Genomic DNA, 12539 nt, shown 5'->3' with positions numbered 1-12539 from the left:
AAAGCACTCATTCCCTCTTTATACTGCTCATTACACTTTTGCTTCATTAAGTCGCCATTATTACCGTTGTCATAAAACCGACTTTTTTGCGCAACATGCCTGTCATTTTTCATCTATACAATTTCGCTCATTGAAAATCTTTAGTCTTTAAATTGTTTGCATTGAACAATTAAAGCTAAAAAACCAACTAGCAAATCCGCTAATTAACGAGTAAAGGTGTATGCGATGAAAGGCGTTAAACCATTAATCTTAGCTGGTATTGTGGCTGCAAGTGCTGCTGTACACGCAAACGATTTAGATAAGGTTATCGATAAAAGCAGCGAAATAAATAAGTCAGCTGCGCAATCACAAACAAAAATAGACAAGATTGCAGACTCAATGCAAGGACGTCTTCAACAATTCAAAACGCTTAACAAAGAAATTGACGGTTTAGCGGTTTATAACGCGCAATTAACTAAGCAGTTAAACAACCAAATTGAAGAAATGGAATCACTTAACCTATCAATGGATCAAGTCTCTATTATTGAACGTCAAATTACCCCGCTTATGCTTCGTATGATTGAAGGCCTTGAGCAATTTGTAGCCCTTGATGTGCCATTTTTAACTGACGAACGCACAAAAAGAATTACCTCTTTAAGTGAAATGATGAACCGTGCAGACATCAACTCAAGCGAAAAATTTCGCCGTGTACTTGAAGCTTACCAAGTTGAAGTTGATTACGGTCGCACTATCGAAGCCTACACCTCTTTATTAGATATAGACGGTAAAGAGCGTGAAGTCGATTTTTTACGCATTGGCCGCTTAGAGCTTATTTACTTAACTCGCGATGGTAAAAAAGCAGGTAGCTGGAATACAGACACTAAGTCGTTTGTTGCTTTGCCAGATTCTACGATAAGCCAAATCAATAAAGGTTTACGCATTGCGCGTAAGCAACTTGCCCCAGATATGTTAACTCTGCCAGTACACGCAGCAGAATAAGAGGTTAAAAATGAAACTGTTTACTCAAATGACAAAAATGGCCCTTGTTGTTGCAAGTATTAGCATTACGGGTACATGTGTAGCGGCAGAGCCGATGAATTTAGATTCGCTATTAAAAACTCTTGAAGAGGGTAAGTCAGCCCAAAGCGTACAAAATAAACAACGTGAACAAGAGTTTGCAGCTCGTCAAAATGAGCAAGTACAAATGCTTAAAAATACACAAGCAAAGCGCAATCAAATGCTTGTCGAATCTGAACGTTTAGAAACTCAGTTTGAAGAAAATGAAGTAAAGCTAGCTAATTTAACCGATACATTATCTAAACGTATGGGATCTCTTAAAGAGCTATTTGGTGTGCTTCAACAAGTAGCAGGGGATTCAAGCAATAAGTTTGCAACTTCCGTGGTATCAGCCGAGATTGCTGGACGTAGTACATTTATGGATGAGCTGGCTCAAAAAATGGGTTCAACCTCGAAGCTTGCCTCTATCGAAGATATTGAAAAAGTGTGGTTTGAACTACAACGTGAAATGACCGAGCAAGGTAAAGTAAGTCGTTTTAATGCAAGCGTTATAGTTGAAGGCGGCACTAAAGCACAGCAAGAAGTGGTGCGTGTTGGTGCATTTAACCTCGTATCAAACGGTAAGTACCTAGAGTTTAATCCAGCGACTAACACATTGAGTGAGTTAACACGCCAACCTGTATCACGTTTTACAGCCACGGCAGATGAGTTACAAAACACTAAAGATGGTGTTGTGCAGTTTGCACTTGACCCAACAGGCGGCTCAATTTTAGGCTTGTTAGTACAAGCACCCGATACGCAAGAGCGTGTACATCAAGGTGGTACAGTCGGTTACGTTATTTTAGGTGTGGGTGTAATTGCACTCCTTATATCTCTTGAGCGCTTTTTCTCATTATTGATTATGGGTGGGAAAATTCGTCGCCAACTAAAAGATGACGTAGCACGCGATGACAACCCGCTTGGCCGCGTAATGAAAGTAAAAGATCAATTTCCAGATGTTGCCCACGACACGCTAGAACTTAAACTAAGCGAAGCTATTTTACGTGAAATGCCAAAAGTTACGCGTAATTTAACACTGATTAAAATCATCTCTGTTGTTGCGCCGCTACTTGGTTTACTCGGTACCGTAACCGGTATGATCAATACCTTCCAAGCTATCACGCTGTTTGGTACCGGTGACCCTAAATTAATGGCTGGTGGTATTTCGCAGGCATTGGTAACAACTGTTCTTGGCTTGGTTGTAGCTATTCCTACGGTATTTTTATACACCTTACTTAATACTCGCGCTAAAAACATTTTGCTTACTATACAAGAGCAAAGCGCAGGCATTATTGCCAAGCGAAGTGAGAAGGGAGCATAAACCATGGTGCTATTGATTGACTCAATCAATGCTATCCGTGATTTTCTCGACACTGGTGGCCAAGTTCTCTTGGTCATCGGGGTGTTAATCTTTGCGATGTGGTTATTGATACTCGAGCGATTTATTTATTTTTTTAATGGTTTTCGTAGTTATAAACACGGCGTAAAGGACGATTGGACTAATCGAGCAGAGCGCAATAGCTGGAATGCAGAGCAAATACGCCAGGCGATGATATCCCGTGCGGGTATGCGCTTAAACACAAACCTTGCGTTAATTAACGTAATGGTTGCGCTTTGTCCGCTCCTTGGTTTACTAGGCACAGTAACTGGCATGATTGAAGTGTTTGATGTAATGGCAATTACAGGCACTGGTAGTGCGCGTTCAATGGCATCAGGTGTTTCTAAAGCTACTATCCCAACAATGGCAGGCATGGTGGGTGCACTTTCGGGTGTATTTGCCTCTACGTTTTTACAACGCAGAGCTAAGCGCGAAGTTGAACTACTTGAAGACAGCATGGTTTTAGATCACTAAATATATATAGATAAGCGGCTAACTATAGCGCCGCTTATATTAGGAGAATAAAAATGAGAGCCCCGTTAGGAAACCTATTACAAGAAGATGAAGCAGAAGAAATTAATATGACCCCAATGTTAGACGTTGTATTTATCATGCTTATTTTTTTCATCGTTACCGCCTCATTTGTTAAAGAAGCCGGTATTGATGTAAATCGACCAGAAGCAGCCACAGCAGTTAAAAAAGAGCGAGCAAACATCTTAGTTGCGATTTCAGACAAAGGTGAAATTTGGATTAATAAACGCCAAATTGATGTACGTGCAGTGCAAGCGAATATTGAACGCTTAAAAGCTGAAAACCCACAAGGTAGCGTGGTTATTCAAGCCGATAAAAAAGCCACCACTGATATGTTAATTAAAGTAATGGATGCGTCGCGCGCTGCAGGTGCGTTTGATGTATCTATTGCTGCTCAAGATGCGTCGTAAGGGTTAGTTATGTTGCGATATTTAGTTGCATTAGTTGTAGCCGGTGTAGTGACCTTTATGCTGTTTTTAGGCATGCAAGCACTTATTACCGGTGGTGAAGGTGCTATGTCGGAGCCAGTAAAAGGTAACGTTTTAGATTTTGTACGTTTGAAAAAAGAAGAAACAGTACAAAAAAAAGAACGTAAACCGCAAAAGCCACCCACACCAAAAGAGCCACCGCCGCCAATGGAATCACCACAAATGCAAAGCAGTGATGCAGCGGCAAACGCAAATAATTTCGACTTTGGCGCTAATGTAGATGCCGATGTGAATTTGTCAGGCGGCTTAGCGCTTGAAACAAGCGACGGTGAATACTTACCCATTGTTAAAGTAGCGCCTGTGTATCCGCGTCGTGCGCTATCTCGTGGTATTGAAGGCTATGTAATTGTTGAATTTACAGTGACTAAGCAAGGTACGGTGCGCGAGCCTCAGGTTGTAAAAGCCGTTCCTGAGTCACTATTTGATAGAGCAGCAATGGATGCAGCCCTTAAATTTAAATATAAACCGCGCGTAGTAAACGGTGAAGCCGTTGAAGTGGCCGGTGTTCAGAACAAAATATCTTTCCAAATTAGTGGTTAATTTAGTAATTAACCATGAGTCAACGGACAGAAATGCGAGGCGATTATGAAATTACACCCTACAGCTAAACTTTTAAACATAACGTTATTTTGCACTGCCGCAGTGAGTGCAAGTATTGTTGTGCCAAGTACGCTAAGCCTAGTGCCTGGGCTAAACGTAGCCACTGCACATGCAGAGCAAAAAACAAAGCGTGTACCCGCGCTGCGTGAAAAGGTTTATAGCCAGCTTGCTCGAGCGCAAAAACTCGCTGATGATGGCGATGTTAAAGCAGGCCTTGAAGCGCTTAATAGCATTGAAGAGCGAGCTTCAAGCATGAACTCGTACGAAATTGCAATGATGCATAACTTTTACGGCTTTATTTATTATAACGAAAACGACCTACCTAAAGCGATTGCCTCGTTTGAAAAAGTAGTTGCAGAAGAAGCTATTCCTGAGTCTCTTCGTTTAAGTACTACATTTAGCTTGGCGCAATTGGCTATGGCCAATAGTGATTATAAAAAGGTAATTACGTTTTTAGATAAGTGGGATGCAATAAATACTAAACCTAAAACAGAAGGTTACTATTTATTAAGAGCACAAACGTATTATCAGCTAAAAGATTACCAAAAAGGGCTAGAGTATATTACTCAAGTTATTTCACTAAGTGACAGCGAAGGTAAAACCCCAAAAGAAAACTGGCTGGTGTTACAACGTGCAATGTATTACTCACTTAATCAAACAGATAAGGTGGTTGGTGTACTTGAACGTATGGTAAAGCTATACAATAAGCCTGAGTATTGGATTCAGCTAGCTGGAATGTATGGCGAAACAGGCAAAGAAAAACAGCAGTTAGCGGTGATTGAATCAGCTTACCAACAAGGTTTTTTAACTTCTAAGTCTGATTTACGCCAGCTTGCTCAAGTTTATTTATACAATGGCTTAGCGTTTAAAGCAGCAGTTGTTATGAGTGAAGCTATTGACAAGGGTATTGCTGAAAAAACAGCGAAAAACTACGCTTTTATAGCCGAAGCTATGATCCAAGCTAAAGAAGATGAAAAATCTATTATTTACTTTGCAAAAGCGGCTGATTTATCAGAGCACGGTAAATATGATCAACGTTTAGCAGAAGTGTTTGTTAACACAGAACAATATGAAGAAGCCGCTGATGCTGCGCGTAAAGCACTTGATAAAGGCGGTCTTGATTTTGAATCAAATGCATTTGTTGCCCTGGGGATGGCTCAGTACAACATGCAAAATTTTGATGCGTCAATTTTAGCGTTTGAGCAGGCAGAAAAACATAAAAAATCTCAGCGTTTAGCGCAGCAGTGGATCAAATATGTGAAGCGTGAAAAAGTGCATGCAGAAACGCTCAAAACAGCTTTATTGTAAATTTTAAAGCGCTTTACTCATTAAAAAGTAACGCGTGTAAAACCATTTCATAATCGCAACACCAAAACCGCCTTAGGGCGGTTTTTTTCGTCTCTTTAAGTACCCAATTGTCTGATTTTTAATAAGTTACCATTGTCATCTTATGGTTATCAAACTGTAACTGCTTTGTCATAAGTCTCCCGTATTGTTACCGCAGCTAAACTCAAGTGACCTTAAAGCATTGTTTAAGTGTTTTAAGGTGACTTGAGTTTATTTAAGCACCTAAAAAATAATTAAATACTTTAACGGAGTGAACAATGAAATTATCTGACTTATTCAAAATCAGCTTTGTGGCTACAGCAATAACATTGGCTGGTTGTGGTGGTGATATTAACGTTACACCTACGACTGTTGATAACAGTGTAGACAATTCAGTGACTAATCCAGATGACGATAATGGCGGCGATACATTAAGTTGTGCCACATACACATTAGATGGAGCTACATTTACAGGTGAAGCAGAGGGCATTAACTGTTTATACAGCCAAGCATTTGCAAGTAATGCAAAAGAAATTACTAGCTCTTTTGTTATCCCCGCGCTAGACGATGGCGGTGCCCATGTTTTTGAAGGTGCTTTATTTATTGGTGACGATGTAGACACATCTACTGGTGCTACTATTGATGTTAATGGCCCAACGTTATCTATTGAAGCAGGCGCTACCATTGCGTTTACTAAGCCAGAGAGTTTTATTCGTATTGCTCGTGGTGCAAATATTGAAGCAATTGGTGAAGTAGATAAGCCAATTATTTTCACAAGTATCAAAGAAGTTGATGGTGATGATTCAACAACCGCTCAAATTGGGGATTGGGGTGGTGTTCAGGTAAATGGACGTGGCCATTCAATTCGTTGTACAGCGACAGCAGCGGCACAAGACATGTGTAACCACTCAGCCGAAGGCATTGTATCTTATTACGGTGGTAATGACCCGCAAGATAGTAGTGGTATTCTAAAGCATATTGTTATTAAGTATGCAGGTTTTGGTGTTGAAGGTGATGAGCTAAATGGTTTGACACTAAATGCTGTTGGTTCAGGTACAACAATTGATTATGTTCATGTACATAATGGCTTTGATGATGGGATAGAGCTTTTTGGTGGAAGCGTGAATCTTAAACACATTGTTGTTACTGATACTGGTGATGACGGTATTGACTGGGATGAGGGTTGGAAAGGCTACGGACAGTACATTCTTGTACGTTCAAATGAATATGGAAATCATGGCTTTGAAACAGATGGCGCAAAAGTTGATCCATTATCTGCAGACGCACAAGATTTAGTAACGACTGTTTCTAACCCAACTATTGCTAATGCAACCGTTGTTACTACTGGTGATCAAGGTGCTGAAGGGCGTCGTACTGGTGCCGGTATGGAAATGAAAGAATGGGGCAAAGCGCAATTAGCTAATATGTTGTTTGTAAACTCATCATCTGTAGATGGTGCTGGCTGTTTTGATTTATATAATGAAAAAGATAAATCAGGAGATGCTGGTGTGCATGCCAATGCAAACAACGGCGATATCGCATTTATGAGTTCAATATTTGCGTGTGGTAAGAATTTTGAAGACGTAAACACTCCTTTAACCGGTGCGTTAGCAAGTTTTGATATAAATACCTGGTTTACTGGTGGCGAAAATAACCAGCTGATTGGTTTTGCTGATTTTGAAAATGTACTTGGTGCTGATGGTGTATCAACAGCAGCAACCATTACAGACTCACAAGGTACTGCGGTAGCTACAACAGCGAAAGACATGAGTGAAGTTGACTCTTTCTTTACTAACGCAGGTTATATTGGTGCACTTAAAGAAGGTGAATCAAGTGAATGGGCTGATTTTGTAGCTGCATCTTTACAACGCGCTAGTAATTAATCTAGACCGGCTCTAATTATAAGGCGCTATGGCGCCTTTTTTAAGGGAATTTTAGGTTTAGAGGATATAAATATGAAACATCAAAAGCAGTTTAAAACTAATCTAATAACGTTATCTCTGCTCTCCCTTTTTTCTTCATTTAATTCTTTCGCTGAACAGGCACAAGAAATAATCAATGAAGACGCGATAGAAGAAGTTGTTGCAACAGGTACACGCCTCAAAGGCAGTGCGAGTGCCGTAATTGATGAACGTAAAAATCAGGCATTTGTTGCTGATATAATGGGTTCAGAGCAAATATCTAGAACGGGTGATAGCGATGCCGCTTCTGCACTTCGCCGTGTTACAGGCTTATCGTTAGTTAACGATAAGTTTATTTATGTACGCGGTTTAGGTGAGCGTTACTCAAGCGTGCGTTTAAATGGCGCGGTTGTTCCAAGCCCAGATCTGACTCGAAATGTAATTCCACTTGATATTTTCCCATCAAGTATTATTGAATCTCTAGCTGTTCAAAAAGCTTACTCGCCTAATATGCCTGCGGCTTTTGGTGGTGGTGACGTTAATATCAGGACGAAAAGTATTCCAAGTGATACTTTATTTAAAGTTGAGATTGGTGCTAGCTATAAAGATACAAACGATGAAGGTTATACATACAGTGGCGGCAGTGATGACTGGTTAGGTAAAGACGATGGTACACGCGCATTACCAGGAGCCGTTAAAACGGCGCTAAATACCTATATCAATGGCTTGTCTGATATCTCATACAGAAATATAAGAGATGTTGAGTCAAGGCTTCAGGGAGCTGATATTGGTCAAGCAGCTGCAATAGACTTAAATAAAAGTTTATCAAAAGCGCTACCAAGAGATTTTGGCTTAGAAAAAGAAAGCTTAAACCCTGATGCAGGCATTAAAGCTGTTTATGGCGACCGATTTGATAACTTATTTGGTTTGGATGGCTCTTTTGGTTTTTTAGCATCAGTTGCTTATGAAAATGAATGGTCTAATGCAGAGAAATTTAGCGCAGTACTTTCATCTGTTGACGCATCTGAATCTGAATGTTCAAAAGACGACTTTACTTGTTACTCTGCCACAGAGAAAGAAGTATCAACAAAGCATAATATAAAATTAAATAGCTCTCTAAATTTAGGTTATAAAATTGGCGGCCATGATTTAACAGCCACTTATATGATGCTACGAGATACTGAAGATGAAGCTTCTGTTGCACTTTACCAAGAGCCTTCAAAGTCATTAAGCATTGATGCTGGGCAATTACAGCGAAGCCACTTAACCTCTTTTGAGGAACGGGAACTTGAAATACTTCAACTTCGTGGAATGCACAATTTAGAGTGGAGTTTTCTTGAAGGTGTTGGTGTAGATTGGCAGTACACTGATTCAACAGCGACAACAAGTATACCTGGCGAGCTTGAAGTAACGGTGCGTGATGAGTACGTTGATGGCGAATATCAGCGTACCTTTTATAATGGCAGCTTAGGCGGCAATCCTTATTTGTATCGATTTGTTGAGCTAGAAGACGATGTAGAAAACTGGGGCGTTAATGTTAACAAAGTTTTTTACTTTGATAACGCTGAAGTTGAAATCGCGGGTGGCAGTTATTTTGTTGAAAAAACGCGTGATTACCGCACAGACTTTTTTAACTATCGCTTTAGCCAAACACAGTCTTTAGATTTAGCACAAAGTGAAGAAGAAGCGCTGTCAATTGGTAGTTTCTTTGCAAATGATGCTGTTATTGATTCAACGGATGTAGAGTTATTGTTTCAAGAACCTACAGCCGATGATTACTTAGCAGCGCAAATGATTGATGCCTATTACGGCTCTTTTGATATCACTTTTGCTCAAGATTGGCGTTTAAGTGGTGGTGTGCGTTACGAGGACTTCCGCCAAGTTGCCCTTGCTTTTTCTCGCTCAGCATTCGACCCTGCTTTATTGGCAGATAAATTAAGTGCAGATGCGATAAAACAAGCAAGTGTGATGGAAGATGATTATTTTACTTCATTATCAATGACATATAGTCAGCAGTCGTACCAAGTGCGTTTTGGCTATGGTAGCACGGTTGTGCGTCCTGATTTACGTGAGCTAAGCCCTGTTCAATTCCAAGATCCGTTGACTGGTTATCGAACGCTTGGTAATCCATTCTTAGAATCTAGTTACCTAGATAACTTCGATGCACGTATCGAGTTTTATATGGACAATGGTGATAACTACTCAGTTGGCGCATTTTATAAAGATATAGATAACCCAATCGAAGCATTATTAACCGAGAGTGATGGCCGTTTCACTCTGCAGTTTGACAATGCAGATACAGCCTATGTTTATGGTATAGAAGCTGAGTGGTTAACTGAGTTGCATAGTGATTTATTAGGGGGGGCTTTTTTTACTTCTGGTAATTTAACGGTTAGTGATTCAGAAGTGGAAATTGCACAAGAGCAGCGCGCCGACCTTACTAATCTAAAGCGCCGTATGACTGGCCACTCAAAGTATGTTGCCAACTTACAATTGAATTACGATTCGCATGATGGCATGCATCAAGCTTCAGTTATTTATAACGTATTTGGTGACCGTATTTTAGCTGCGGGTGTTAACAATTTTGATGACGCTTACGAACAGCCTTTGAACTCGTTAGACATGGTTTATAGTTATTACCCAACGTTTAATACCACATTAACACTTAAAGTGAAAAATATGTTGGGACAAAACTTTGAAGTAGAACAAAATGATGTGTTAATTCGTTCTCAAGAAACGCCTAGAGAATTGAGCGTCAGCTTTAGCTACGAGTTCTAAAGCCTCGAACGACTAAAATAAGCCATTACAACCTAGCCCTGCTATATGTAGGGCTTTTTACTAGCTCAGTTTTAGACGTAGTTGTAGTTTAATATTTACCTTAACTTAATCATTATTCACCTCATACACATACTCTCTAAATCATTTAACCTTAATGTTTCTTTAATAAAGAAAACATAATGGTTGTTTACATTTAACAGGCTGTAATTAAGTTTTATAATTTTATTTTAAAAGGAATAATATCCATGAATTTAATAAGAAAGGTTATTAGCTCAGTTGTTATAGTTGGTTCTTTTAGTTTTGCGAATGATGCTCTTGCTGCAAGATCATGTTCTGTTATTGTCGATGATATCCAGCTAAATCATTCTCAGGTAATTGTAAAAACAACTAATAGTATTACTCACATGGCTAATGACAAGTTAACTTTAGCTTACCAAGACACTCAATTTGGCCAGATCTTAGAAAAGCTTGTTGAAGCAAAAGGTTTAGAAACGCCTGTAAAAATTTATATACTTGAGGAGTTTAATGGTGATGATGCGCGCAGTTGTAGTGATAGCATTACTGACTATATAGGATCAGTTCATCGCATCTAATGGTCTAAATTGTTTGTAGCCCCATATTAGTATAGGGCTACAATTGAATATACTACTGACACTTTATAGTTGCATAAAGTTGATAGCATTGGTTTTTACTACCGGTGCTTTTCATTGTCCATAATTGGTTATACCAATCGAAGTTACCATAAGCGCTTTCATCTTCCCCACAAGTAATTGTACTTCCAGAGATTTCTTGGTTATGACCACGTTCTTCGCAAAATTGATTTCCATTTGTAGAGCCTACGAAAAATGGCTTTAAGTTACCATTTATCCACACTTTTGGGCTGTAATAGGTTGTGGCAGTATTAACTAAGACGCCTTGTCGTTCTTCTATACCAACTTCAGCACGGGTAAAGGTTACCTGTTCATCTTTATTTAGTGTCATTTCGTTTGCTGAAATTGTTGTGTTTGCAAATACATTAATCGATATTGAACTTAAAGCAAGTAGAGCGAAAGTGAATGTTTTCATTATTTTTCCTTTGGTTAATATAAAATTTAATAAATGTCTGTATTTAATGTTCCTACTAAGCTTGGTCAGTTTAGGTTTCAACAGGGTGACGCTTTTATTAATGTTTAATTTATCTACTTTTTGTTACATGCCCTTACAGTATGAAAAATTTTTAAGTTCTGTTTTATTCACTAGTTTTAGCCGTCTAGCAGTGTTAGTTTGTTAACTTGAAAATTGAATCTCACGCAATGAATTTAATTTTTAATGTATTAAGGCATCTTTTATGAACAAAACAGTGGATAAAGCAATGAAAAAAGTAGGATTAGTCGGTTGGCGTGGCATGGTAGGCTCTGTGTTATTAGAACGTATGCAGCAGCAAAGTGATTTTGCAAACATCGACACCACCTTTTTCACTACCTCACAAGCAGGGCAACTCGGCCCTGATATTGCGGGCGACGCAAAACCGTTATTAGATGCAAGTGATGTTAATGAACTTGCTAAAATGGATATTATTGTTACCTGTCAAGGTGGTGATTACACCAAAGCGGTTTACCCAAAATTACGTGAGTCAGGTTGGGATGGTTATTGGATTGATGCGGCATCTGCACTTCGTATGGTTGATGACAGCATTATTGTTCTTGACCCTGTAAACAAAGATGTCATTGAACAAGGTTTAGCGCAAGGCGTTAAAACCTTTGTAGGCGGTAACTGTACCGTATCGTTAATGTTACTTGCTTTAGGTGGCTTGTTTGAGCAAGACCTAATTGAATGGGTAAGCCCAATGACTTACCAAGCAGCGTCGGGTGCGGGCGCACGTAATATGAAAGAGCTTATTGCACAAATGGGCGCTATTCATTCAAGCGTTGCCGAGCAACTAGATAATCCAAGTTCAGCTATTTTAGAAATTGATAAAATAGTGAGCGAAAAAATGGCTTCAAGCGATTTACCACAAGACCAATTTGGCGTGCCGCTTGCTGGCAGCTTAATTCCGTGGATTGACGTACCTATGCCAAGTGGCCAGTCTAAAGAAGAGTGGAAAGCCCAGGTTGAAGCGAACAAAATTTTAGGATCTTCTAAACAACCGGTACCCATTGATGGTTTATGCGTACGCATTGGTGCTATGCGTTGTCATAGCCAAGCGATGACCATTAAATTACGTGAAGACATTAGCGTAGAAAAAATTGAAGAAATACTAGCCTCACATAACGAATGGGTTAAAGTGATTCCAAATGAGCGCGATATTAGTGCTACTGACTTAACCCCAGTTAAAGTAACGGGTACTTTAAGTATTCCTGTTGGTCGTATTCGTAAACTCGCTATGGGCCCTAAATACATTAGCGCATTTACCGTGGGCGATCAGCTCTTATGGGGCGCTGCTGAACCACTTCGACGTATGCTTCGCATTATTGTAGACGGTGAATAACGCCTAAATTAATACTCTTATTTAAAGCCAGCACC

Annotated in this window: 11 protein-coding genes; 10 read left to right on the top strand and 1 reads right to left on the bottom strand. The window is 39.6% G+C overall.

What is annotated here, in order from left to right; genetic code table 11:
* Window positions 1-225: 225 nt before the first annotated feature.
* The 9 genes from J8L73_RS06550 to J8L73_RS06510 all read left to right on the top strand — a co-directional run bounded on the left by J8L73_RS06550 (window position 226) and on the right by J8L73_RS06510 (window position 10630).
* Window positions 226-978, top strand: coding sequence for a DUF3450 domain-containing protein (locus J8L73_RS06550; protein ID WP_211015571.1), 753 nt, complete (start codon window positions 226-228; stop codon window positions 976-978).
* A 10-nt stretch (window positions 979-988) separates the two neighbouring features.
* Window positions 989-2356 carry a MotA/TolQ/ExbB proton channel family protein gene (locus J8L73_RS06545; RefSeq protein ID WP_211015569.1) on the top strand — a complete coding sequence of 456 codons (1368 nt, stop codon included), beginning with the start codon at window positions 989-991 and terminating at the stop codon, window positions 2354-2356.
* Window positions 2357-2359: 3 nt separating this feature from the next.
* On the top strand, window positions 2360-2887 hold the full coding sequence (locus J8L73_RS06540; RefSeq protein ID WP_211001146.1) for a MotA/TolQ/ExbB proton channel family protein: 528 nt from the start codon (window positions 2360-2362) through the stop codon (window positions 2885-2887).
* Window positions 2888-2940: 53 nt separating this feature from the next.
* Window positions 2941-3354: a biopolymer transporter ExbD gene (locus J8L73_RS06535; RefSeq protein WP_058550327.1), complete on the top strand. Its 414-nt coding sequence runs from the start codon at window positions 2941-2943 to the stop codon at window positions 3352-3354.
* A gap of 12 nt (window positions 3355-3366) precedes the next feature.
* The gene (locus J8L73_RS06530; protein WP_211015662.1) at window positions 3367-3972 is read left to right on the top strand and encodes an energy transducer TonB; all 606 of its coding nucleotides are present in this window, start codon (window positions 3367-3369) and stop codon (window positions 3970-3972) included.
* A gap of 45 nt (window positions 3973-4017) precedes the next feature.
* Window positions 4018-5340 (top strand): CDC27 family protein, encoded by a 1323-nt coding sequence (locus J8L73_RS06525; RefSeq protein WP_211015567.1) that lies wholly within the window; start codon window positions 4018-4020, stop codon window positions 5338-5340.
* Window positions 5341-5636: 296 nt separating this feature from the next.
* Window positions 5637-7241, top strand: coding sequence for a hypothetical protein (locus tag J8L73_RS06520; protein WP_211015566.1), 1605 nt, complete (start codon window positions 5637-5639; stop codon window positions 7239-7241).
* A 72-nt stretch (window positions 7242-7313) separates the two neighbouring features.
* On the top strand, window positions 7314-10037 hold the full coding sequence (locus J8L73_RS06515) for a TonB-dependent receptor (RefSeq protein WP_211015564.1): 2724 nt from the start codon (window positions 7314-7316) through the stop codon (window positions 10035-10037).
* Window positions 10038-10282: 245 nt separating this feature from the next.
* On the top strand, window positions 10283-10630 hold the full coding sequence (locus J8L73_RS06510) for a hypothetical protein (RefSeq protein WP_211015562.1): 348 nt from the start codon (window positions 10283-10285) through the stop codon (window positions 10628-10630).
* Between the two features lie 52 nt (window positions 10631-10682).
* Here J8L73_RS06510 and J8L73_RS06505 read toward each other — a convergent pair whose 3' ends face one another.
* The gene (locus J8L73_RS06505; RefSeq protein ID WP_211015560.1) at window positions 10683-11102 is read right to left on the bottom strand and encodes a hypothetical protein; all 420 of its coding nucleotides are present in this window, start codon (window positions 11100-11102) and stop codon (window positions 10683-10685) included.
* A gap of 262 nt (window positions 11103-11364) precedes the next feature.
* Here J8L73_RS06505 and asd point away from each other — a divergent pair, with 262 nt between their 5' ends.
* Complete coding sequence (gene asd / locus J8L73_RS06500; protein WP_211015558.1) at window positions 11365-12504, top strand: aspartate-semialdehyde dehydrogenase; 1140 nt, start codon at window positions 11365-11367, stop codon at window positions 12502-12504.
* Window positions 12505-12539 lie beyond the last annotated feature (35 nt).

Origin of the sequence: Pseudoalteromonas sp. MMG006, assembly GCF_018101025.1 — a bacterium.
In the GTDB taxonomy this organism is placed as follows: Bacteria; Pseudomonadota; Gammaproteobacteria; order Enterobacterales; family Alteromonadaceae; genus Pseudoalteromonas.
The sequence above is the reverse complement of the archived record's forward strand: the minus strand, read 5'-3'. Positions and strand labels throughout refer to the sequence as shown.

Coding starts and splice junctions, on each gene's coding strand:
- J8L73_RS06525 (WP_211015567.1), top strand. CDS start 4,018: ATGAAATTACACCCTACAGCTAAACTTTTAAACATAACGTTATTTTGC.
- J8L73_RS06510 (WP_211015562.1), top strand. CDS start 10,283: ATGAATTTAATAAGAAAGGTTATTAGCTCAGTTGTTATAGTTGGTTCT.
- asd (WP_211015558.1), top strand. CDS start 11,365: ATGAACAAAACAGTGGATAAAGCAATGAAAAAAGTAGGATTAGTCGGT.
- J8L73_RS06520 (WP_211015566.1), top strand. CDS start 5,637: ATGAAATTATCTGACTTATTCAAAATCAGCTTTGTGGCTACAGCAATA.
- J8L73_RS06515 (WP_211015564.1), top strand. CDS start 7,314: ATGAAACATCAAAAGCAGTTTAAAACTAATCTAATAACGTTATCTCTG.
- J8L73_RS06545 (WP_211015569.1), top strand. CDS start 989: ATGAAACTGTTTACTCAAATGACAAAAATGGCCCTTGTTGTTGCAAGT.
- J8L73_RS06505 (WP_211015560.1), bottom strand. CDS start 11,102: ATGAAAACATTCACTTTCGCTCTACTTGCTTTAAGTTCAATATCGATT.
- J8L73_RS06540 (WP_211001146.1), top strand. CDS start 2,360: ATGGTGCTATTGATTGACTCAATCAATGCTATCCGTGATTTTCTCGAC.
- J8L73_RS06535 (WP_058550327.1), top strand. CDS start 2,941: ATGAGAGCCCCGTTAGGAAACCTATTACAAGAAGATGAAGCAGAAGAA.
- J8L73_RS06550 (WP_211015571.1), top strand. CDS start 226: ATGAAAGGCGTTAAACCATTAATCTTAGCTGGTATTGTGGCTGCAAGT.